This window comes from Ruegeria sp. HKCCA5426, from assembly GCF_013034585.1.
Classification (GTDB): Bacteria; Pseudomonadota; Alphaproteobacteria; order Rhodobacterales; family Rhodobacteraceae; genus Ruegeria.
In genome coordinates this window covers 405114-427833 of record NZ_WQGH01000002.1, presented here as the reverse complement: position 1 = coordinate 427833, position 22720 = coordinate 405114, and the positions used below count along the sequence as shown (strand labels likewise).

The 22720-nt window shown below is 58.8% G+C and carries 24 protein-coding genes; 15 read left to right on the top strand and 9 right to left on the bottom strand.

The features are described 5' to 3' along the window. Nucleotides 1-68 precede the first annotated feature (68 nt). A complete protein-coding gene (locus GOV87_RS04670) occupies nt 69-983 on the top strand; it encodes a LysR family transcriptional regulator (RefSeq protein ID WP_171210984.1) in 915 nt (304 codons plus the stop codon). A 4-nt stretch (nt 984-987) separates the two neighbouring features. On the opposite strand, the gene uraH is transcribed toward GOV87_RS04670, so the two are convergent. Next, a complete protein-coding gene (gene uraH / locus GOV87_RS04665; RefSeq protein ID WP_171121802.1) occupies nt 988-1344 on the bottom strand; it encodes a hydroxyisourate hydrolase in 357 nt (118 codons plus the stop codon). A 209-nt stretch (nt 1345-1553) separates the two neighbouring features. Here uraH and puuE point away from each other — a divergent pair, with 209 nt between their 5' ends. The 3 genes from puuE (at nt 1554) to GOV87_RS04650 (ending at nt 4941) form a co-directional block, all read left to right on the top strand. Further along, the gene (gene puuE, locus GOV87_RS04660) at nt 1554-2972 is read left to right on the top strand and encodes an allantoinase PuuE (RefSeq protein ID WP_171210983.1); all 1419 of its coding nucleotides are present in this window, start codon (nt 1554-1556) and stop codon (nt 2970-2972) included. Continuing rightward, entirely contained in the window at nt 2969-3451 is a 483-nt protein-coding gene (locus GOV87_RS04655; protein WP_171210982.1) for an ureidoglycolate lyase, read from the top strand. Before puuE ends, GOV87_RS04655 begins: the two co-directional genes overlap by 4 nt. Nucleotides 3452-3513: 62 nt before the next feature. Continuing rightward, entirely contained in the window at nt 3514-4941 is a 1428-nt protein-coding gene (locus GOV87_RS04650) for a nucleobase:cation symporter-2 family protein (protein WP_171121805.1), read from the top strand. A 36-nt stretch (nt 4942-4977) separates the two neighbouring features. On the opposite strand, the gene GOV87_RS04645 is transcribed toward GOV87_RS04650, so the two are convergent. From GOV87_RS04645 to GOV87_RS04635, 3 genes are all read right to left on the bottom strand, one after another. Then, entirely contained in the window at nt 4978-5964 is a 987-nt protein-coding gene (locus GOV87_RS04645) for a type I glyceraldehyde-3-phosphate dehydrogenase (RefSeq protein WP_171210981.1), read from the bottom strand. Between the two features lie 54 nt (nt 5965-6018). Further along, nucleotides 6019-6342 (bottom strand): hypothetical protein, encoded by a 324-nt coding sequence (locus GOV87_RS04640; protein WP_171121807.1) that lies wholly within the window; start codon nt 6340-6342, stop codon nt 6019-6021. Nucleotides 6343-6431: 89 nt separating this feature from the next. Continuing rightward, a complete protein-coding gene (locus GOV87_RS04635; RefSeq protein WP_171125749.1) occupies nt 6432-7265 on the bottom strand; it encodes a bifunctional allantoicase/(S)-ureidoglycine aminohydrolase in 834 nt (277 codons plus the stop codon). A 140-nt stretch (nt 7266-7405) separates the two neighbouring features. Between GOV87_RS04635 and GOV87_RS04630 the strand changes: the two genes are divergently transcribed. Beyond that, nucleotides 7406-7795, top strand: coding sequence for a hypothetical protein (locus GOV87_RS04630; RefSeq protein ID WP_254447308.1), 390 nt, complete (start codon nt 7406-7408; stop codon nt 7793-7795). Between the two features lie 7 nt (nt 7796-7802). On the opposite strand, the gene GOV87_RS04625 is transcribed toward GOV87_RS04630, so the two are convergent. Continuing rightward, on the bottom strand, nt 7803-8738 hold the full coding sequence (locus GOV87_RS04625) for a glyoxylate/hydroxypyruvate reductase A (protein WP_171210980.1): 936 nt from the start codon (nt 8736-8738) through the stop codon (nt 7803-7805). Nucleotides 8739-8979: 241 nt separating this feature from the next. Here GOV87_RS04625 and GOV87_RS04620 point away from each other — a divergent pair, with 241 nt between their 5' ends. The 3 genes from GOV87_RS04620 to GOV87_RS04610 are packed head-to-tail and all read left to right on the top strand — an operon-like array spanning nt 8980 to nt 11435. Next, complete coding sequence (locus tag GOV87_RS04620) at nt 8980-9786, top strand: thioesterase family protein (protein ID WP_171210979.1); 807 nt, start codon at nt 8980-8982, stop codon at nt 9784-9786. A 3-nt stretch (nt 9787-9789) separates the two neighbouring features. Continuing rightward, the gene (locus GOV87_RS04615) at nt 9790-10506 is read left to right on the top strand and encodes a DUF1007 family protein (protein ID WP_371813458.1); all 717 of its coding nucleotides are present in this window, start codon (nt 9790-9792) and stop codon (nt 10504-10506) included. Then, entirely contained in the window at nt 10491-11435 is a 945-nt protein-coding gene (locus GOV87_RS04610; protein WP_171210978.1) for a nickel/cobalt transporter, read from the top strand. Before GOV87_RS04615 ends, GOV87_RS04610 begins: the two co-directional genes overlap by 16 nt. A gap of 5 nt (nt 11436-11440) precedes the next feature. On the opposite strand, the gene truA is transcribed toward GOV87_RS04610, so the two are convergent. Then, nucleotides 11441-12205 (bottom strand): tRNA pseudouridine(38-40) synthase TruA, encoded by a 765-nt coding sequence (truA, locus tag GOV87_RS04605; protein ID WP_171210977.1) that lies wholly within the window; start codon nt 12203-12205, stop codon nt 11441-11443. A gap of 107 nt (nt 12206-12312) precedes the next feature. Here truA and GOV87_RS04600 point away from each other — a divergent pair, with 107 nt between their 5' ends. The 7 genes from GOV87_RS04600 to GOV87_RS04570 all read left to right on the top strand — a co-directional run bounded on the left by GOV87_RS04600 (nt 12313) and on the right by GOV87_RS04570 (nt 20182). After that, nucleotides 12313-13725: a YcjX family protein gene (locus tag GOV87_RS04600; RefSeq protein ID WP_171210976.1), complete on the top strand. Its 1413-nt coding sequence runs from the start codon at nt 12313-12315 to the stop codon at nt 13723-13725. Next, nucleotides 13722-14177, top strand: coding sequence for a GNAT family N-acetyltransferase (locus tag GOV87_RS04595; protein ID WP_171121816.1), 456 nt, complete (start codon nt 13722-13724; stop codon nt 14175-14177). The genes GOV87_RS04600 and GOV87_RS04595 overlap by 4 nt, the downstream gene beginning before the upstream one ends. Next, nucleotides 14170-15159, top strand: coding sequence for a YcjF family protein (locus GOV87_RS04590; protein WP_171210975.1), 990 nt, complete (start codon nt 14170-14172; stop codon nt 15157-15159). The genes GOV87_RS04595 and GOV87_RS04590 overlap by 8 nt, the downstream gene beginning before the upstream one ends. A gap of 54 nt (nt 15160-15213) precedes the next feature. Then, on the top strand, nt 15214-15924 hold the full coding sequence (locus GOV87_RS04585) for a VIT1/CCC1 transporter family protein (RefSeq protein ID WP_171210974.1): 711 nt from the start codon (nt 15214-15216) through the stop codon (nt 15922-15924). A 238-nt stretch (nt 15925-16162) separates the two neighbouring features. After that, entirely contained in the window at nt 16163-19066 is a 2904-nt protein-coding gene (gene ileS, locus GOV87_RS04580; RefSeq protein WP_171210972.1) for an isoleucine--tRNA ligase, read from the top strand. 117 nt (nt 19067-19183) lie between these two features. Beyond that, a complete protein-coding gene (locus tag GOV87_RS04575; protein ID WP_171210971.1) occupies nt 19184-19639 on the top strand; it encodes a methylated-DNA--[protein]-cysteine S-methyltransferase in 456 nt (151 codons plus the stop codon). A gap of 75 nt (nt 19640-19714) precedes the next feature. Beyond that, nucleotides 19715-20182: a hypothetical protein gene (locus GOV87_RS04570; protein WP_170386204.1), complete on the top strand. Its 468-nt coding sequence runs from the start codon at nt 19715-19717 to the stop codon at nt 20180-20182. On the opposite strand, the gene GOV87_RS04565 is transcribed toward GOV87_RS04570, so the two are convergent. The 3 genes from GOV87_RS04565 to GOV87_RS04555 form a co-directional block, all read right to left on the bottom strand. Continuing rightward, nucleotides 20167-20880, bottom strand: a complete 714-nt coding sequence (locus GOV87_RS04565; RefSeq protein ID WP_171121821.1) for a phosphatidylcholine/phosphatidylserine synthase — start codon at nt 20878-20880, stop codon at nt 20167-20169. The genes GOV87_RS04570 and GOV87_RS04565 overlap by 16 nt on opposite strands. Nucleotides 20881-20950: 70 nt before the next feature. Next, a complete protein-coding gene (locus GOV87_RS04560) occupies nt 20951-21871 on the bottom strand; it encodes a tyrosine recombinase XerC (protein ID WP_171125727.1) in 921 nt (306 codons plus the stop codon). Further along, entirely contained in the window at nt 21868-22575 is a 708-nt protein-coding gene (locus tag GOV87_RS04555) for a DUF484 family protein (RefSeq protein WP_171121823.1), read from the bottom strand. The genes GOV87_RS04560 and GOV87_RS04555 overlap by 4 nt, the downstream gene beginning before the upstream one ends. Nucleotides 22576-22720: the final 145 nt, after the last annotated feature.

The following is a 22720-nucleotide window of genomic DNA, read 5'->3' as shown; positions in this document are numbered from 1 at the left end:
CACTAGGCAAACGCGGTTTTCTTCGGTATTCCCGTATATTGTCAAACTGTATCAAAAAAAACGATAAGATGTCCTATCTCGACAATATCCGAACCTTCGTCAGGGTCTATGATTTGGGTAGCATGTCCGCCGCAGGGCGCGACCTGCGCATTTCCCCTGCGGTCACCTCGGCGCGGATTTCCCAGCTTGAGGATCATCTGGGTGTCCGCCTGTTCCAGCGCACGACGCGCAACCTCAGCCCGACTGAGCAAGGGCGGGCATTTTATCCCGGCGCGGTGGCGGTTCTGGACGCGGTTGACGAGGCTGAGGCGCAGGTGGTTCATCTGACCGAAGCACCGCGCGGGTCGTTGTTCGTCGCGGCACCGCTGGGTGTAGGGCGCAGGCTGCTTGCCCCGCATGTGCCTGATTTTCTTGCAGCATACCCCGAGATCGACGTTCGGATGCGCCTGACGGACCGGTCCGTTGACCTGACGACTGAAGGGTTGGATTTAGCGTTTTTCATAGGTCAGCCAGAAGACAGCACTTTGCGCATCCGGAAGTTCGCGGATTGTCAGCGCGTCCTGTGTGCTGCCCCGGAATACATAAAACGTCGGGGCATGCCCAAAACCGGATCGGACCTGATTTCGGAAAAGCACGAATGCCTGAACTTGCGGTTTCCGGGTGCTGCTGAATTTCAGTGGCAACTGGAAACACCCGAGGGGGCCAAACGCTTTGCGGTGACCGGTCGGTTTGAATGTGATGATGGGGACGTTCTGACGGACTGGGCCTTGTCAGGGCAAGGTATCGCGATGAAGCCCGTTTTTGAGGTGACGGACCACCTGAAGGCGGGGCGTCTCGTCCCCGTCGCCACAGACACGCCACCGGTTTCCGTCCAGATGGCGTGTCTTTATACGCACCGCAGGCATCAGGACCCTAAGGCGCGGTTGTTTATGGATTTCATGATTGCCCGGATCGGGGACGTTGTCCGCAATTCAGAGGTTTGAGCTCTCAACTGCCGCGATAGGTTGAGTACCCGTAAGGCGACAGCAAAAGCGGCACGTGGTAGTGGGCTTCGGCATCGGACATGCCGAACCGGATGGGAACTTCGTCTAGAAACAGCGGTTCTTCTGCGGACTGACCGGTTGCGCGCAAATAGTCACCGGCGAAGAAAACCAGTTCATACGTACCGGTTGTAAAGTCGTCCTGCGGCAGGATCGGGCTGTTTGTGCGCCCGTCCTCGTTGGTTTTGGTCTCGGCCAGCTTACGGCGATTTCCGTCCGTGATTTCGAACAGCTCAATTTTCAGCCCCTCTGCCGGGCAGCCGCGCGCGGTGTCCAGAACATGGGTTGTCAGATAACCTGCCACGGGAATCTCCTAATTTCTAATCGTCTCATTGGTTTGCTGATGCTTATCTCATAAAGCGCACATGTTTTGTTTGACACAGTCTGGTTTGAATTCCGAAACTTTGGGAATGCCGAAAGAAATGGAAACAGCGTTCGGATTGATTTGATAATCATCGCTGCGTTTCTGCGGTAAAGCGTAGGTAATGTGACAAAGACAAGACGGAAGACATCATGCAGCCCCCTCGTTACCCCCGCGACATGATCGGATACGGAGCCAACCCACCAGACGCCAAATGGCCAGGTGGGGCGAAATTGGCGGTTCAGATCGTGCTGAATTATGAAGAGGGCGGAGAGAACTGCGTGCTGCACGGGGACGCCACGTCCGAGGCATTCCTGTCCGAGATCGTCGGAGCCGCCCAGTGGCCGGGACAGCGCCATTGGAACATGGAGTCGATCTATGAATACGGATCGCGAGCCGGGTTCTGGCGCTTGCACCGGTTGATGAAGGGCTTGCCGATTACCGTTTACGGTGTCGCAACGGCCTTGGCCCGTTCTCCGGATCAGGTCGCAGCGATGAAATCCGCCGGATGGGAAATCGCAAGCCACGGCCTCAAGTGGGTTGAACATAAGGACATGCCCGAGGGTGAGGAACGCGCCCAGATTACCGAGGCGATCCGTCTTCATACCGAGGTTGTCGGTGAACGCCCGGTGGGGTGGTACACCGGGCGCTGTTCAGAAAACACTGTGCGGTTGGTCGCCGAAGAAGGCGGCTTTTCCTACGTGGCTGACACATACGCTGACGATCTGCCTTATTGGATGAACGCTGGTGGGCGGGACCAGTTGATCGTCCCCTACACGCTGGATTGCAATGATATGCGTTTTGCCACGCCGCAGGGGTTTAACTCGGGCGATCAGTTCTATGCGTATCTCAAGGACAGTTTCGATGCGCTTTATGCAGAAGGCGAGGCGGGTGCGCCAAAGATGCTGTCGATCGGCCTGCATTGCCGTCTGATCGGTCGTCCGGGCCGGGTCGTGGCCCTGAAGCGGTTCTTGGACTACGCGCAGGGGCATTCGGATGTCTGGTTCGCGACCCGCCAGCAAATCGCCGCGCATTGGGCGGAACAGCATCCCCCTGCCTCACGGCCCAAACCGTCCGAGATGGACCGGGACGCCTTTGTCACAGCCTATGGCGGGATATTCGAACACTCTGCCTGGATCGCTGAACGTGCCTATGATCTGGAACTGGGTCCGGCCCACGACACGGCTGGCGGCTTGCATAATGCGCTGACTCGCATGTTCCGATCCGCATCGGAACCAGAGCGGCTGGACGTCCTGACGGCGCACCCGGACCTCGCAGGTAAGCTGGCGCAGGCCAAGCGATTGACGCAGGAAAGTACGTCCGAGCAGGCATCAGCCGGATTGGACGCGCTAACGGATGCTGAGCGCGACGCTTTTACGGATCTGAACACGCGCTATACGCAGAAATTCGGATTTCCCTTCATCATTGCGGTGCGTGATAACAACAAAGCTTCGATTCTGGACGCATTCCAACGCCGGATTGAACAGGACCGAGACACGGAGTTTGCCGAAGCCTGTCGTCAGGTTGAACGTATTGCCGAGTTCCGGTTGCAAGACGTGCTGCCTTCATGAAGCGGATCGCGGCAACCCCTCTGACGCACGCCGCGTTCGCGCCTTTTGGGGATGTGATCGAAGTCGCAGGCGACCCGGACAAGATCATCAATCAGGGTCAATGCGGCCGGTTCCATGACCGTGCTGAGATGGATTTTTCGGATGGCCGTGCAGGGATCAGCCTGTTTAACGCCAACCCGCGTGCCCTGCCATATCAGCTTGATATGGTCGAGCGGCATCCGGATGGCAGCCAAGCCTTTATCCCCATGACCCATCAGCCTTTTCTGGTCATCGTTGCCCTGGACGAGAACGGCAAGCCGGGCGAGCCGGAGGCGTTCATTACCTCTCCGGGGCAGGCGGTGAACTATCACAGGGGCACATGGCATGGCGTTCTGACGCCACTGCACGGCCCCGGCCTGTTCGCGGTTGTTGATCGGATCGGCACAGGCACCAACCTTGAGGAATTTTGGTTCGACACACCCTACGAAGTCGTGTCGTGACCGTTGAAGCCGCAGGATAAGCGGCAAGACCCCCGTGAACCTGACAGAGAGGACAGTAACTCATGGCTGACACTTCCATAGGGACCCCCGAACAGCTTCGGGACCCGAACTATACTCCGGCTTTGCATAAGGCGGTTCCGCTGGGCATCCAGCACGTCTTGGCGATGTTCGTATCCAACGTCACCCCTGCGATCATCGTGGCAGGGGCGGCTGGGTTCGGATTTGGGTCCAACTCACCGGACTTTCCTGAGTTGCTGTACCTGATCCAGATGTCGATGCTGTTTGCCGGCGTCGCGACGCTGCTGCAGACAGTAACGCTCGGGCCGGTCGGTGCCGCTTTGCCCATCGTGCAAGGCACCAGTTTTGCCTTTCTGCCCATCATGATTCCGCTGGTCGCGGGTAAAGGCGTCGATGGTTTAGCGGCCTTGTTCGGCGGGGTGATCGTCGGCGGTTTGTTCCATGCTTTGCTGGGGACTGTGATCGGAAAAATCCGCTTTGCGCTGCCGCCTCTGGTGACCGGGCTGGTGGTCACAATGATCGGTCTGGCATTGGTCAAGGTCGGCATTCAATACGCCGCAGGAGGTGTTCCGGCCATCGGGACGCCTGAATATGGGTCGGCCCTGAACTGGTCGGCGGCTCTGGTCGTGATCATCGTCACGCTGGCGCTAAAGTTCTTCACGCGCGGGATGCTCTCTGTCTCGGCTGTTTTGATTGGCCTAGTTGCTGGCTATGGGTACGCCCTGATGGTTGGAATGGTCACGTTCGAAGCGATTGGCACAAGTTGGGATCGCGCGGCTTCCTTTGCGTTGCCGGTGCCGTTCAAATACGGGTTCGAGTTCTCGTTCGCGGCGATTATCGGTTTCTGCCTGATGGCCTTTGTGTCGGCGATTGAAACCGTGGGCGATGTGTCCGGTGTCACCAAGGGTGGGGCAGGGCGCGAAGCCACTGACAAGGAAATCGCCGGGGCCACCTATGCGGACGGTTTCGGGTCAGCCTTGGCTGGTGTGTTTGGTGGCTTGCCAAATACCTCCTTCAGCCAAAATGTCGGGCTGATCGCCATGACCGGTGTGATGAGCCGCAACGTGGTTACGATTGGCGCGCTGTTCCTGATCCTGTGCGGTCTTGTTCCCAAGGTCGGGGCGATCATCCGTACCGTTCCCATCGAAGTGCTGGGCGGTGGTGTGATTGTGATGTTCGGGATGGTCGTCGCAGCCGGTGTTTCGATGCTGTCAGATGTGGACTGGAACCGGCGCAACATGGTGATCTTTGCGATCTCGCTGTCGATCGGGTTTGGCTTACAGCTCGAGCCCAATGCGGTTCAGCACCTGCCTGACACGCTAGGCATACTGATGAAAAGCGGCCTGTTGCCTGCAGCACTGATCGCTATCGTTTTAAACCTGATCCTGCCGCACGAACTGGCAGATGAGGCGACCGAAGAAGTCTCGGGCGGAATGTCCGGGCATGGATCGGGCAGCCTGCCGGGCGAATAGCCAAAAGAAGGCGGATTGCAGTGTTCTGCGGTCCGCTTACCCTCGGGCCATTAACCGCGCCACGTCCAGCATCCGGGCTGAAAAGCCCCATTCGTTGTCATACCATCCGAAAACGCGAACCTGACACTCACCGATCTGGCGTGTTTCGGGGCCTGCGATAACCAGAGACTCGGGGCGCGTGCGCAGGTCGGACGAGACTAACGGCTCGTCCGTCCAGCCCAATACTGGCGAGGACGACACTGCCGCGCGCAATTCCTTATCGAACGCCTTGAGTGTCATACCTCGTTCCAGTGTCACAACCAGATCAACCGCTGAAACACTGGCTGTCGGAACCCGAACAGCGGCCCCGGAAATGCGCCCTGCGAGGTGGGGCAGAACCTCATCAATCAGATGCGTGGCACTTGTGGTGGTCGGCACCATCGACAACGCTCCCGCGCGAGAACGGGCCAGATCACCGCGCGGCGCGTCGACCATCGGCTGGCTGTTGGTATAGCAGTGGATGGTGGTCATATGCGCCGAGGCCACGCCCCCGATTCGATCCAGAACCTTGACCAAGGGCGCAAGCCCGTTGGTCGTGCAGGATGCGTTTGAAACAATCCGCGCGGCACCCAGTTGATCTTCGTTCGCGCCTAGAACAATCGTGATTTCGGTTGCGGGGGACGGGCCAGAGATCAGCACCTTGCTGGCCCCAGCAGTCAGACCCTGGCTGGCCACATCCGACGTTCTGGCAACACCGGTGCAGTCCATCAGGACATCAACGCCGGTCAAGTCCACCTGCGACAAGTCCGAACTATGCGTGACCGGGATTGCGCGCCCGTCTACCACCAGTTCCGCGTCACCTTGCGCGACCGTACCGGTGTAGGGGCCAAACGTGCTGTCGTATTTGAACAGATAAGCGCAGGTCTCAAGCGGTGCGATATCGTTGATCAGCACCAGCTCAACGTCGTTGTCCTGCGGCTGTGCCAGAAGCTGCCGCAGGATCGTGCGGCCGATCCGACCGAATCCGTTAATCGCGAGTTTCATGCGCAAGCTATGGCAGCGCGTTGCGCTGACCTCAATGCCCGTTTGGTGCCGGGGTCAGTTGCAGCTGACTTGCGAGAAGAACTGCCCAGAGATGTTTTGATACATGCTGCCAACAATTGGTCTGCATCCCGTGGCCTGCTGAATCGCGGTTGCGGCCTGAAGCGTCCGCAGGCGCGGCGGCGGGCCAAAGGGATTCAGATTGTTGTTGTCCCGCGTCGCGCGGTACACGACCGGCGCATCCGATACCTGCGTCACCGCCCAAGTGCGGCTCATGACGAAAACCTGTTTGGTTTCTTCCTTGGCTACAACAGGGGTTGCCTGAAAAGCAGTCAGGCCAACTGTTGCCGCCAGTGCCAGCATTGATCCGCGCAGTACCATTGAACCATCTCCAGTGCTAAAAACAGGTGTTATTTCACCAGATTCAAGCGCTTCTGTGAAGCCCTGCGCGGGAAAAAGCCGATTTGCCGTCAACGCTTGGTTAACGACAGCGGCATGTGCCGGTTTACGTCCTTGTAAAGCAGATAGCGAAATCTGCCCGGTCCACCGGCGTAACAGGCCTGAGGGCAGAACGCGCGCAGCCACATATAGTCGCCCGCCTCGACCTCGACCCAGTCCTGATTCAACCGATAGACGGCTTTGCCTTCTAATACATACAGGCCATGTTCCATGACGTGTGTTTCGGCAAACGGGATGACGCCGCCGGGTTCGAACGTCACGATGTTGACGTGCATGTCGTGGCGCAAGTCCTGAGGGTCCGCGAACCGGGTGGTCGCCCAGCGCCCGTCGGTTCCGGGCATGGGGATCGGCGCAACGTCGCGCTCGTTCGTGATGATCGGGTCGGGGGCTGGCAGGCCGGGGACCGCTTCATAGGCTTTGCGAACCCAGTGAAAACGCGCGGTTTCATCGGCACGGTTGTGCAGGGTCCAGTCCGATCCGGCCGGAATATAAGCGTATCCTCCGGTTTCAAGGACGTGGACAGCCCCGTCCAAGGTCAACGTCACGGCCCCTTCGACCACGAACAGAACTCCTTGTGCGTTTGCGTCTGTCTCGGGCTGGTCGCTGCCGCCGCCGGGCTGAACCTCCATGATGTACTGAGAGAACGTCTCGGCAAATCCGCTCAGGGGGCGGGACAGGACCCAAAGGCGGGTGTTTTCCCAGAACGGCAAATTGCTGGTTACGATATCCCGCATCGTGCCCTTGGGGATCACGGCATATGCGTCGGTGAACATGGCGCGGTCAGTCAAAAGCTGATCCTGCCCCGGGTGACCCCCGGTTGGCGCATAGTATGTTGGCTGTGCCATTTCGTGCCTCTAACTCGTGTTTCGGGCACTATGCTGGGATTGCACTTTCGCCTCTAGCGGCAGAGTCGCGATAGGTTTGTTCGGATTTATTTGAAGGTCGCAAGGGGACTTGGCCGCCCATTGCAGGCGGTATAGTCTGAATGACGAAGTCATTTTTGAAAGGCGAGGTGTTCATGAAACCTCTGGCGGTCACGGCATTTGTTTTTGCAGCTATGGTGGGTTTTGGAACAGGTAGTCACGCCAAGCCTTTGTCGAGAATCATTGCTGAAATGGGGCTAAGCCCAGCAGACTTCAACGTGGTGAACGCGACAGCGGATTCGATGCTGGAAAATGGCGCGCCTTTGGTCGGAACGGAACGCAATTGGACCAGTCAGGATTCGGGGTCAAAAGGAACCATTCGTGTGCGCGATGTGCGGGACAATTGTGTGCATTTCCAACACTTGATCCAGCCTGAAGGCACCGAGCAGGTGCGCGAGGTCAGAACTCGCAGATGTCAGGACGCTGGTGGCGCCTGGATTCTGACCCCCTGACCAACGATCAATACCCCCGCGCGCGGTCCACTTCGTGCAGCAGGGGTTTTCCGTCGGTCAGACGCTGAAAATTCTCGGCCACATCCCCAAGGGCCTCGCCCAGATGCCAACCCGAAACATGCGGGGTGATCATCACGTTCGGGTGAGCCCAGAGAGGGCTTTGCGATGGCAGCGGTTCAGTGGACGCGACATCAAGAACAGCGTGCCCCAATGTGCCCTTGTCCAAAGCCGAGATTAGCGCTGTTTCGTCTATCAGATCCCCACGTCCAGCATTCAGCAGTTGACTGCCCGGCTTCATGGCCGCCAGCATTTCGGCGTCGAACAATCCGATGGTCTGCGGGGTCGACGGCAGGATCGCGCAGACATGGTCGCATTGGCCCAATAGGTCGGGCAAGGCCGCGTCCCCGTGCAGGCAAGTCACCCCGTCAAGTTGTTTGGGTGATCGGCTCCAGCCCATGACGTTGAACCCAATCGCACGCAGCATCAGGGCGCTGCGTGCACCGATATGTCCCAAACCCAGAACCCCGACAGTTTTCTCGGGTGTATAGCCCGGTGCCTTGGGCAGCCACTCCGCCTTGCGCTGGGCTGTTTCGTAGAAAGAAACGTTTCTTTGGCGATGCAGGATGTAGGTCACGAACCACTCGGCAATGCCTTGTGCAGGGGCATCCGGTTTCAGGCGCGCCACCCGAACGCGATCGGGCAGGTTTGGATTGTTGATGATCGTTTCAACCCCTGCACCCAATTTCTGAACCAGTTTCAGATTGGGAAGTTGCGTTGGGTGTGTATTGTTCAAGCCGACGACGGCAATCATCGTTATGTCGGCGGGGTCGCCGATGGTGTCTGGCGTCCTGGCGTCCATACCGGGGCGCAAGCGCTTAATTTCACGAACTATGTCGCCATCACTCATCCAGTCGGAAAGTCCTGTTTCGATCAGCAAGGCCATTATGCGCTCCGTAGTTTTTATTCCAGGTGTGGTGACGTTCTGACCACCAATCGGACAGTGTACTGGCAGCTAATTCATTCTCTTCGGGAACGTAAAGACTGGTCTCGGGGTTTGAGCAGAAATTTTCTTCGCACTTTGTGCAAACTCAGTGCTTGGCTAGTGGGCCGTATGCGATACACAGATGTCAGGCCGACCGGACCGGCCTGAGAGTTGTTTTTGGGGAAAAGGTATAGACAAGAACATGAGCGGCAACCCTGATCTGAACCAGCAGTCGTTTTTTCACATTCGTTCAGATGGGGCATTTGTCGGCAACGAAGCCGCGCGCGGTCCCTGGTCGCCAGATCATTGTCATGCCGGGCCAGTCACGGGTCTTGTTGCGCGGGCCGCTGAAACCGAAGTCGGCCCGGAAAAGATGCTGACCCGCTTGACCATCGACATGCTGCGCCCGATGCCCTTGGCGGGGTTGCGCGTGGCGGCGGAAACCACGCGCCATACCAAGACGATGGCAACGACCCGGGTCACCGTGCATGATTTGGACGATACGCTTTGTGCCACTGCAACGACCATGCATCTGGTTCGTCGAAATCTCGGGCCTGTCCCAAATGTAGCTGTACCTCCGCCCCAATTTGAAGGTGCGGTAATCGGCCCTTTCCCGATAGGCGAGACACGTCACAACCTTGGCGGCTTTGCCAACCACACCGAGATTCTGTATCCCAAGGGCGTCAGTTTTGGACCCGGGCCCAAGGCGATTTGGATGCGCGCGCCGTCCTTGTTGTCTGATGAGGTCCAGTCGCCGATTCAGGCGCTGTGTCCTTTGGCCGATTGCGCCAACGGCTTATCATGGAATGCACCCACGACCGAAATGGGGTTTATGAACACGGACCTGACCGTGCAAATTCACCGCGAACCGGTATCAGATTGGCTGGCGTCCGATTCAATTTGCCACTGGCAGTCGTCTGGAATCGGCCTGTCTCAGGCGGTGCTTTATGACACCGAAGGTCCGATCGGTGCGGCGTTGCAGACGCTGGTTCTGTTCCCGCAGCCCTGATTGATGGCCGAAAACCGCGCTCATGCTACGAAACGCATTGCCGGGCGCAGATGGTCATCCTATCTTTCGCATATGCGTTGGTTTTTGACCCTTTTGGCCTGTTGTGCCCCGATTCCGGCCCTGACTCACCCTCATGTCTTTATCGACACGGGGTTAGAGTTCATCGTGGATGAAACCGGAAACCTGACACATGTCCGCGTCACATGGGCCTATGATGAATTCTATTCGCTTCTGATCCTTGAAGACATGAAGCTGGATCAGGACGCGGACGGCATACTGACCCCAGCAGAAGAAGGTTTTCTTGCAGGGTTTGATGCGCAATGGGTCGAAGGATACAACGGCGATCTTTTGGTTTGGGCGGATGGGAAGCCAGTTGCCCTGTCTGGCCCGGCAGAGGCGTCTGCCACGACTGAGGATGGTCGCATCGTCACAACTCATCTGAGGGCGGTCGAGGATGCGGCGGCACCGGCGGCGAACCTGACGGCCAAAGCTTTTGATGAAACCTATTACACCGCATACGAAGTAACGCGACCCGTTACCGTTTCCGGGCCGCATTCATGCCAGATTGACCGGATCGAGCCGGATATTGACGGGCAGTTGGCCCAGATGCAGGCGTTTTTGCGCACATTGGACGCCGACTATGATCTTGAGGAAAACGATATCCCGCTTGTCGGCGAAAACTTTGCGACCGAGATCCGTATTTCATGTCCAAATACCTGATTGTACCGGTCGCTCTGGCCATTGGGTTGCTGCTTTGGTTCTGGGGCAGCGGAGGCTTCGATCAGCTTGCGGCTTGGGCGGCTGGCGAACAGCGCGCTTTCCAGAACCAGATCGCTCGCTCTTTAAGGGCCGCCCGAGCCGAGCAGCCCGAGGCGGTTGCGACATTGCTAACCGTTTGTTTCGCCTATGGGTTTTTCCATGCCATTGGTCCGGGGCATGGCAAGGTGTTGATCGGGGGGTACGGCTTGGGGCGCCGCGTTGCGTTCTGGCGCTTGTCGGCAATCAGCGTTTTGTCGAGCTTGGGACAGGCTGTAACCGCGATCGTGCTTGTCTATGCGGGTGTTCTGGTGTTCCAGATGTCACGGGAAAGCCTTGTGGGGACGACCGAACAGGTCATGGCACCTATAAGCTATGGCGCCATTGCAGCAATCGGGCTGTGGCTGGTTTTCCGAGCCTTGCGGAGCTTTGCAAGGCGGCACAAGTCCCAAACAGCCCATCACGATCACCATCATCACAACCATGGCGACCACCATCACGACCATCATCACCATGAAGGCGAAGTCTGTTCGGATTGTGGCCACCGCCACGGCCCCACCGCCGAGGAAGTTGCTAATGTCGGTAGCTTACGCGAGGCGTTGATTCTAATCGCGGGTATCGCGGCGCGCCCCTGCACTGGCGCGTTGTTTGTGCTGATCCTGACGTGGCAGATGGGCATCGCGATGGTGGGGATTGCGGGTGCGTTTGCAATGGCATTGGGAACGGCGATGGTCACGACTCTGGTCGGTTGGACCTCTTTGGGGCTACGCGGTGGTTTGCTGGCCTCGGCCTCGGCAACGCGGTTCGCACAAGTGCTGGCCCCGACCATCGAACTGGTTGCTGGGCTGATGATTGCCGTGATTGCCAGCGGGCTGTTGCTGCGCGCTATCTGACCGTATCAAAAAACTGGCTGGGGATAACCGACCTGCGCCAGATAGAGCCCTTGCGGAGGGCATACCGGGCCACAAGCCGCACGGTCAGCCGCTTGCAGCGCGGCACGCACATCTTCGGGCGTCCAAGCGCCCGCGCCAACACGTTCCAGCGTGCCGACAAAGCTGCGCACCTGATTGTGCAGGAAAGACCGGGCGCGGACGTGAAAGTGGATTTCGGGGCCGGAAAAACCCTGAACCTGTTCAACGCGCAATTCGTCCAGAGTTTTGACCGGGCTGGCAGCCTGACAGATCGAGGATCGAAACGTCGTAAAGTCATGTCGGCCGATCAGCATGTCTGCGCCAGCTTGCATGGCGTCCACATCCAGCATGTGGTTGATCTGCCAGACCTGCCCCGCGTCGTGGGTTGCGGGCGCGCGGCGCATCAGAATGCGGAACAGGTACTGCCGCTCCACCGCGGAAAACCGGGCGTGCCAGTCATCCTCGACATGTGCGGCTTTCACGATCGCTACAGGCTGCGGTTTCAAGTGGTAATTCAACGCCTCTGACAGGCGGAACGGATCCCATTCCTTAGCCATGTCGCAATGGGCAACCTGTCCCAGCGCGTGCACCCCGGCATCCGTTCGACCGGCTGCAGCAATCGTATGCGCGCCGGGCTGGATACGCGACAACGCCTGTTCGATCGCCCCCTGAACGGAAGGCAACTCTTTCTGCCGTTGCCACCCGGCGAACGGCTCTCCTTGGTATTCGACTTTCAGTGCGTATCTTGGCATGGGCTGCTGGTAACGTCCTGCAACGCAACGGGCAAGGGTGGGAAAGCGCTGGTATGTCGGGTCCTCGCTGCCTATTTTGAAAGAAACGAAAACAGCGGGGCGACAATTTGGTCATCTCTTCCCTGTCAGACAGTCTGGTGCGCGGGTTTGAAACTGTCGGCGACAGCGTGTCCGAAGCCCTGTTCGAGCCGGTCATCCGTCTGGGCGTTACAGGACTGGCGCGATCTGGAAAAACGGTGTTTATCACCTCGCTTGTCGCCAATTTGCAGGACCGTGGCCGCATGACTGGTCTTGTGGCCCAGCGTGAGGGGCGGATTAACGCCGCCTATCTTCAGCCGCAGCCCGACGACACGGTGCCCCGGTTCGACTATGAAAACCATCTGGCGGCCCTGACCGGACCGCGACCTCATTGGCCGGACAGCACCCGCGCCGTGTCGGAACTGCGCTTGTCGTTCAAAGTGCGTCCCGCTGGTTTGCTGTCGGGGTTGCAAGGGCCGCGGACGGTTCATCTGGATATCGTGGATTATCCGGGCGAGTGGCTTTTGGACTTGGCCCTGTTGGACAAGTCTTACGAGGAGTGGTCGACCGAGACATTGAACCGCATAGCAGGGCGCGCCGAGGCTGACGCGTTTCTGACGTTGGCCAAGGCCGCAGAGCCCAGAGCGGATCATGACGAATCCACCGCGCAGTCGTTGGCCAAAGCGTTTTCAGATTACCTGAACGCGGCGCGGGATGCAGGATACTATGACTGCACGCCCGGGCGGTTCCTGTTGCCCGGTGATTTGTCGGGCTCTCCGGTTCTGACCTTTGCGCCCGTGCCGGTCGAGGGAAAACCCCATCGGCGCAGTCTGCATCACGAGATGGCGCGCCGGTACGCGGCCTATAAATCTCAGGTCGTGAAGCCGTTCTTTCGCGACCATTTTTCCCGAATTGACCGACAGGTCGTGTTGGTCGATGCGCTGGGCGCAATTCACAAGGGGCCGCAGGCGGTCGAAGATATGCGCCGTGCCATGGCGGATATCCTGTCGGCCTTCCGACCGGGCCGCAATGCGTGGTTGAGCCAATTGCTTTTGGGCAAACGGGTCGAGCGTATCCTTTTTGCGGCGACCAAGGCCGATCACCTGCATCATCTGCAGCACCCCCGCCTGACCACCATCATGGAGGCCTTAACGCGCGACGCCCGCGACCGGGCGAACTTTGCCGGAGCGCAAACGGCGGCCTTGTCACTGGCGGCGCTGCGCGCGACAACCGAAGAAATCCGGTCCCATCAGGGGGCAGACCTTCCTTGCGTGCGCGGTACTCTGCCTGATGGCAAGCACGCGGCTTTCTATCCTGGTGAGTTGCCCGAAGACCCTGCCCGTCTGTTGGGGCCGGCCCGCGACGGGGCAGGCGCATGGCTGGACGCCGATTATGGTTTCATGGCGTTTGAGCCTGCCCAACTGACATTGCGGCCGGGCGACGGCCCACCCCATATCAGGTTGGACCGGGCGGCGCAGTTTCTGATAGGAGACCGCCTATGACCGTGATCCTGCGTCCGGCCCGCAGTACAGACGCCGGAGCGACCGGTGAAATCCTGCACGGTTTCGCCCTTGAGCATGACTGGATGCCGGAATTGCACTCGCGCGCTGAGACAATAGCCTTTTGTGGCCGGATGATTGATCAGGACTGGGTGACTGTGGCGGAAACCGATGACAGCGTCGTAGGTTTTCTGGCTTTGAACCAATGCGAAGTTCATTCCCTGTATCTTGCACCCAAGGCCCGCGGGCGCGGCATCGGGCAGCGCCTGCTGGACCACGCCAAGTCCATGCGGTCAGAACTGTCCCTGTTCGCGTTTCAGTCAAACCACCGGGCCTGCCGATTTTATGAGCGGAACGGGTTTGCCGAAGTCACCCGAAGCGACGGAGCGGACAACGACGAACACCTGCCGGACATCAAATACGTCTGGAAGCGAAGCGAGGCTGCTGATGGCTAAAGGTCCCGTTGTTTTCGATCTCGATGCCGAAGAGCCCTCGGTTGACGTGTCCGCTGCGCCGCCGGTGCCGGATGTCGCGCCAGTGCAAGGGCAGGCCATGCAAACGGCGGTCAGGTTGGCGGCCAGAAAGCCCTCGGTCTTGTCCCGGTGGTTTTGGGGGCTGGCAACGGCAGCAGTTGGTGCCGTCGTTTCCATTGCAGCGTGGGATTTTGTCACTTCACTGGTGCTACGCGCGCCTGTTCTGGGATGGATCGTAACCGGTCTGTTTGGCGCGCTGGCTCTGGTCGCGCTGCTTATTGCCCTGCGCGAGTTGGCCGCGATTGGGCGGTTGTCTCGTATTGACGGCCTGCGCCGGGCCGCTGACGAGGCTCTGGCCGATGAAGACTTGAAAAAGGCCCGCGACGTTACCCAAAAACTGATCAATTTCTACAAAGGCCGCGACGATACGAAATGGGGGCGTGACCGATTGAACGAACGTATGGCCGAGCAATTCGACGCCTCGGGCTTGTTTGAACTGGCCGAAGATGAATTGCTTGCCCCACTCGATGCGGCCGCTAGCCGCGAGGTCGAAGCCGCGGCGCGTCAGGTCGCAACCGTGACGGCTCTGGTCCCGCTGGCTTTGGCGGACGTTGTGACGGCGCTGGCAGCGTCGCTTAGGATGATCCGGCGCATTGCTGAAATCTATGGCGGACGTTCCGGGTTTCTGGGGGGGTGGCGGCTGACGCGTGCCGTATTCGTGCATTTGGTGGCCACTGGCGCCGTGGCGGTTGGCGACGATCTGCTAGAGCCGGTTTTGGGTGGCTCGGTCCTTAGCAAACTGTCCCGCCGATTTGGCGAAGGGTTGGTGAACGGAGCCCTGAGCGCCCGAGTCGGTGTGGCAGCAATGGATGTCTGCCGTCCTTTGCCGTTCTCGGACCGTCATAAACCGTCGACGCGCGCCATGATCAAGCGGGCTTTGACAGGCTTGTTCACCAAGACTTGACCTAACGCAAAGATTTCTTGTCTGCTGGTCCGCATTAAAGCGCCGGAGCCAGCCATGACCGAGCACGGACACAGCCAGCAGGAAATTTCCGAGAGGATCAATGCCCCTCCGGGCCGCGGTGTGCTGCGTGATGTTGTCTATGGCGGTATTGACGGTTCGGTCACGACATTTGCGATCATTGCCGGCGTGGCTGGGGCGGGTTTGTCACCGTTTGTCATTGTTGTTCTGGGATTGGCTAATGTTCTGGCCGACGGGTTTTCAATGGCAGCAGGCAATTATTCGGGTACCAAGGCCGAACTGGACAACATCCGCCGTATTCGGGCCATCGAAGAACGTCATATTGACCTTTATCCCGATGGAGAACGTCGCGAGGTCCGCGAAATTCTTGCCCAGAAAGGCCTGTCCGGGCGCGTGTTGGACGAGGCGACCGATGCCATCACGGACAACCACGAAAACTGGATCAATCTAATGATCGAGGGCGAATATGGCCTCGGAACCGTTGATCCAAACCCATTCAAGGCTGCGATTGCGACATTCATGGCCTTTCTGGTTGCGGGGATGATTCCGCTCTTGCCGTTTTTGCTGTCGGTCGAGAATGCTTTTACGGTGTCTGTCTGGATGACGATGGGTGTGTTCTTCGCGATAGGCGCGTTGAAAAGCCGATGGTCGCTGGCCCCTTGGTGGCGGTCAGGGATGGAAACGCTGCTGATTGGTGGTGCAGCCGCGTTGATCGCGTATCTGGTGGGGTCGTTATTCCACCCATAACGGGGGCTTGTGTATCGACGGGCAATGGAACCCGCGCCATTCGCCGCAGGGGGCGGAACCTCTGGACCATCCGAAGCGGGCGTCCTATAAGCGCGGCCATGTATGACCGGATGGCCATCATTATTCGAATTATATCCCCGGCGCTCTGATATCCTGAGACGCCGGGCAAAGGTGTTTGAGACCTCGCACCGACCGCTTCGATCCATACGATGACCAGATGATCCAAAGGACGCCCCCAATGTGCGCCGAAACACCTGATTACAAAGAAACGCTGAACCTGCCCAAAACCGATTTCCCCATGCGCGCGGGCCTACCCAAGCGCGAACCCGCATGGTTGGAGCGTTGGGAAAAGATCGGCGTTTACGACCGCCTGCGTGAAAAACAGGGCCGCACGCCCTTTACCCTGCACGACGGCCCCCCCTATGCGAACGGCCACCTGCATATCGGTCACGCGCTGAACAAGACCATCAAGGACATGATCGTGCGGTCCCATCAGATGATGGGGTTCGACGCGCGTTACGTGCCCGGCTGGGACTGCCACGGCCTGCCCATCGAATGGAAGATCGAGGAACAATACCGCAAGAAGGGCAAGAACAAGGACGAGGTGAACGTCGTCGATTTCCGTCAGGAATGCCGCAAGTTCGCCGAGGGCTGGATCGACATCCAGCGGGACGAGTTCAAGCGTCTTGGCATCACCGGCAACTGGGCCGATCCCTATATCACTATGGACTATCACGCCGAGGCCGTGATCGCCGATGAGTTCATGAAGTTCCTGATGAACGGCACGCTCTATCAGGGGTCCAAGCCCGTGATGTGGTCGCCCATCGAGAAAACTGCCTTGGCCGAGGCCGAGGTCGAGTATCACGACAAGGAAAGCTTCACCATCTGGGTGAAGTTCAAGGTCGTGAATGCGGGCGATCTGGATGATGCGTTTGTCGTGATCTGGACCACGACCCCTTGGACCATGCCGTCGAACAAGGCGGTCGTCTATGGCAAGGACATCTCATACGGCCTCTACGAAGTCACCGGCGCGCCTGAGGAATGCTGGGCCGCTGTGGGCGACAAGTTCCTGCTGGCCGACAATCTGGCCGCCGACGTGCTAGGCCGCGCCCGTCTGAACGACGACCAGTGGACTCGTGTCCGCGATGTGACAACCGATGAACTGGAAGGTGTCCAACTGACCCACCCGCTGGCTGGTGCCGAGGGCGGCAATGGCGAATGGGACGACATCCGTGACTTCCGTGCGGCTGAGTTCGTGACCGATACCGAAGGGACCGGCTTCGTTCACTGTGCGCCGTCGCATGGTATGGAAGAATTCGAGCTCTATCGCAATCTGGGCATGCTCGAGCAGGTCATCACGTATAACGTAATGGATGACGGCTCGTTCCGTGCCGATCTGCCGTTCTTTGGCGGCAAATACATCCTGTCCCGCAAGGGTGGCGAGGGTGACGCGAACAAAGCGGTCATCGACAAGCTGGTCGAGGTCGGAGGGCTGCTGGCGCGGGGCAAGATCAAGCACAGCTATCCGCATTCGTGGCGCTCGAAAGCTCCGATCATCTATCGGAACACGCCGCAGTGGTTTGCATCCGTCGACCGCAAACTGGACGACGGCATGGGCGAGATGGGGGATACCATCCGTGAACGCGCCCTGCGCTCCATCGACGAACTGGTGAAGTGGACGCCGCAGACTGGTCGCAACCGTCTGTATTCGATGATCGAGGCGCGCCCGGATTGGGTTCTGTCCCGCCAGCGCGCCTGGGGTGTGCCGCTGACGTGTTTCACAAAGAAGGGCGCTCTGCCCACCGACGCCGATTACCTGCTGCGCAATGCTGATCTGAACGCGCGCATCAAAGCGGCGTTCGAGGAAAATGGCGCGGATATTTGGTATACCGACGGGTTCAAGGAACAGATGCTGGACGGCATCGCCAACCCCGACGACTATGATCAGGTGTTTGACGTGCTGGACGTGTGGTTCGATAGTGGCTCGACCCACGCTTTCGTTCTGCGCGATCGTGAGGACGGGACCGAGGACGGCATTGCTGAAGTCTATATGGAAGGCACCGACCAACACCGCGGGTGGTTCCATTCGTCCATGCTGCAGGCTTGCGGCACCAAGGGCCGCGCGCCCTACCGGAACGTGGTGACCCATGGCTTTACGCTGGATGCCAAAGGCAACAAGATGTCTAAATCACTGGGCAATACCATCGTGCCGGAAGAGGTCATCAAGCAATACGGTGCCGATATCCTGCGTCTGTGGGTGGCTCAGACCGACTATACCGCCGACCAACGGATTGGGCCGGAAATCCTGAAAGGCACCGCCGACAGCTATCGCCGTCTGCGCAACACGATGCGCTTTATGCTGGGATCGCTGGCGGATTTCACCGAAGCCGACCGGGTCGCGCCCGAAGACATGCCGCGTCTGGAGCGTTGGGTTCTGAGCCGTCTGGCCGACCTGGATGAACAGGTGCGCAAAGGCTATGCCGCGTTCGATTTCCAGGGTGTGTTTAGCGCCGTGTTCACCTTTGCCACGGTTGATCTGTCCTCGTTCTATTTCGACGTGCGCAAGGATGCGCTCTATTGCGACGGCGACAACCTGCGCCGCCGCGCTGCCCGGACTGTGCTGGACATCCTGTTCCACCGTCTGACTACATGGTTGGCCCCGGTTCTGGTCTTCACCATGGAAGAGGTCTGGCTGGAGCGGTTCCCGGGCTATGAAAGCTCGGTTCACCTGGTGGACTTCCCTGACACGCCAGCCGACTGGCGCGATGCTGATCTTGAATCCAGCATGGCCAAAATCCGCCGCGTCCGCCGCGCTGTGACGGCCGCGCTGGAGATTCAGCGTCAGGAGAAAGTCATCGGGTCCAGCCTTGAGGCTGCACCGATCGTGCATATTGAAGACCCTGAGGTGCGTGATCTGCTGGCGACGTTCGATGTGGATGATCTGTGCATCACCTCGGGTCTGACCGTCACCGGCGATCCGGCTCCGGCCGAGGCGTTCCGTGTGCCAGAGATCGAAGGTGTTGCGGTGGTGTTTGAAAAAGCTGAAGGCGAGAAATGCCAACGCTGCTGGAAAATCCTGCCGGATGTGGGGCGCCATGCGCATGACGGCGTGTGCGGACGCTGTAACGAGGCATTGGGATAAGTTTCGGGATTTTGCGAGGCTCTGCCTCGCGCTCCGAAGTATTTTTGAACAGAAGAAGCAAGGGGCGCGACCTGATTGGGGTTGCGCCCTTTGTCAAAACGCTGTCAGCATTTCGCTATGCCGATGATTGCTGTTGAAACTCAATTTGGATGCCTCGGGGTCGAGGAGGCGGACGGGGCGATTACGCGTCTGGTTTGGAATGGGCGAAGCGCGGGCGAGGCGACGCCAGTGCTGAAGGAGGCAGCGGCGCAACTGAAGGCTTATGATCAAGGGCGATTGGAGCGGTTTGATCTGCCCTATCGTATTGCGGGATCCGAGTTCCAGCGGCAGGTCTGTGATCTGATGTTTGCGATACCCTTGGGTGAGACCAGAACTTATGGCGAGATCGCGAAAGAGTTGGGGCAACCACCTCAACCGGTTGGGCAAGCCTGCGGTGCGAATCCGATTCCGGTGATCATCCCCTGTCATCGTGTGCTGGCGGCAAACGGGCTTGGTGGGTTCTCAGGTGAGGGTGGAGTTGAGACCAAGGTCGCTTTGCTGCGCCATGAACGGGCCGCCGGTTTGCTGATCTAAGGGACGGATTTCTGTTGCAATCCCGGTGCTTGAGGCCCAACTTGTATCAGATAGAGATTCAAAGGACCGAATGGTATGACTGCTCAATCAGACTCGGCTGCCCGCAAGAAGGCAATTATCGACCGCCTGATGTCGCTGGAAGCGCAGGAGCTTGCGACTGCGCAGGCGCATTATGACGCGTTTCTGAAAGATTCGCAGTTGGACGACCGCGAAGGGCACGACAAGGATGATATTGCGGCATCGCGAGAGAATGCGGATTTGGCCGCGGCTTTTGACGCGCCGGTGCATGCCCATCATGCCAAGATTGATGTGATCGAAAATACCGATTTCAGCGTGACGGATACGGTGCAACCCGGCGCTGTTGTCAAATTCAACAACCGTCGTTTCGTGGTGTGTGTCTCAACCACTCGTTTTGATGTCGATGGCAAGACTTATATGGGGATTTCGACCCAAAGCCCGATTTATCTGGCAATGACCGGGCTTCAGCAGGGCGATGTGTTCACCCATAACGGGACTGAATTCGAGGTTCAGGAAGTCTTGTAGTCTCGACTTCTGCGCGGCGGGACCACCTGCTGCGCAATGCCTGCTGAGACCAGATATAAACTTGTTACGACCAGCCCCCAGTGCGCCCAGCTTTCGGGGTGGAAGTCTACCCATGCGGCCCAGCCGGCAAAAAACGTCCATGCAAAGGCCATTGGCAGGGTCACGCCGCGCCAGCGCTCGGTCCTGACGGGGTGTACGAATTTGAGCGGCAGGAACATGGCCAGTGACAGCAGCGAAACCATGAGAAGGATGACCCAGAAATTGGGTTCGAGCGCGAAGATCACGATGACGAACATGTTCCAGCAGCCGGGGAAGCCGGAGAACGAATTGTCCTTGGTCTTCATCCGCGTATCTGCAAAATACATGGCGCTGGCAAAGGTTATGACAATGATCGCGAACCAGCCGGTCCAGCCGTCCATCAGACCGGATTTGAACAGGGCAAAGGCCGGGATGAATACGTAAGTCAGGTAGTCGATGATCAAATCCAGCAGCACGCCGTCAAACTCGGGGGCGTTTTTCTTGACGTGGTAGTGACGTGCCAGTGGGCCGTCGATGCCATCGACGATGAAGGACACCACAAGCCACAGATACATCAGGCTCCATTTTTCTTCGACGGCGGCCAACATGGCCAACATTGCGAAAACGGCACCGGTCGCAGTGAACAGATGGACGGAGAGAGCCTTGAATCTGAGTGTCATGCGCGTGTCATGTACGATGCGTGGAGAAGATGCAAAGCAAAACGCCCCATTTGTTGAAATTGCATTTGTGTCAGGCTTTGGGATGCGTGCGGTCGTAGACTTCCATCAACCGGGCGGTGTCAACTGCCGTGTAGGTCTGTGTGGTCGATAACGAGGCGTGCCCCAGCAATTCCTGTATTGCCCGGAGATCGCCGCCCGCTGACAGCAGGTGGGTTGCGAAGCTGTGGCGCAGCGCATGAGGGGTAGCGGTCGCGGGCAGGCCCAGTTGTTGGCGGGCCTTGGCCATGACCGCCTGAATGGCGCGCGGGTTCAGTGCCCCGCCGCGCACGCCACGAAACAGCGGCTTGTCTTTGGCGCGCGGATGGGGGCAGAGCGTCAGGTAACGATCAACGGCGGCGCGGGCGGCGGGCAGGACTGGGACGATGCGTTCCTTATTGCCTTTGCCGACGATCCGCAGGGATTGCGGCAAGGGCGCATCTGCGCCGGTTAGTGAAAGCGCCTCGGATATCCGCAGCCCGCAGCCATAAAGCAATGTCACCACGGCGACGTCGCGGGCCGAAACCCAATCATTGGTCGATTGCAGGTCAACCGTTTCTATCAGGGCACGCGCAGCGTCTTCGGCGACTGGGCGCGGGAGTTTCTTGGTGAATTTGGGCGCGCGGGTTGACAGGACTGCGGTCGGCTCGAAGCCTTCCCGCTCGGCCAGCCAACGGTAGAAGCTTTTTACCGCCGACAATTTTCGTGCCAGAGATCGCGCGCCGACACCAGAACCGCGTTGATCCGCCATCCAGGCCCGCATGTCCGACACACTGATACGTGCCAGTGCCGTCAGCCCCTGAGGCTGATTATGGTGCAGGGTCATGAAGGACAGGAATTCGGTCACGTCGCTGCGATAGGCGGCCTGAGTGTTTTCTGAACGCCCTGAGAGCGCCACGAGACCCTCCAGCCAGTGCTGCAATGCGTCGCGGCAGGCCGGAGAGATCAGGCTCATGACAGCCAGTTGCGCATGGACCGTTCAAAAACACCGGCGAAGAAGGTCAGCAGATCGGTGCCCAGTTGTGGCGAGAAATGGTTTGGGTCCTTGGCGCTCATGATGATCATGCCGGGTAGTCGGCCTTCGCCCAAATCCAGCCTCAGACATGCCTCGGAGCGTAGGTGGTCGGCTTGTTCGCCAAAAATGCGGTGCGTGGGATGAATGATCTCACGCAGGACCACTTCGCGGGCAGGGCCGCTGCGATCGAAGGTTAGGTAATTGTCGACAAAGCCGGGTTCAACGACAGTGAGAACGCCCCCCAGCTTTTCGATTGCCGGGTCTTGCTGGACTACGGTGGTTTCCAAAATCAAGGTGATGCGATCAACGCGCAATATCTCGGCGACTTCGGTGCCAAGCGCCTTGAGAAAATCCTCGAAATCCACTGGCTCCAGAAGGCGCAGGATGGCGCGGTGAACCTGATTGGTGCCTGCCAGATTCTCATAGGCTGCGGCGATGACAGACCTGTGCGTGTCCTCAAGCCTGTCCAGTCGGGCCTCAAGCCTTTGCATGGCAATGCCGCGCAGGTCGATGATGTTGTCTCCGCGCGCTTCCTCGTTGGCGGCGACGAGGGCCTGCATCAGGTCCTTGTCATCCAGCACGGCGTAAGGCTCGGCCAGAATCGCCTCGCGGAGAGTGTCCTTGAGTTTGGTGTTACTGCTCATGTCCTGTCCGGTCGTTTTTTATGTTTTGCCGCGTTATAACACGGCTTGGCGAATTTGCCTTGGGAAAAATGCCAACGTGACCGGATTTCGTGTGTTTGGGGAGAGAGCTCCCGCCTGCCGGGTCCTGATCAAAGATCAGGTCCAA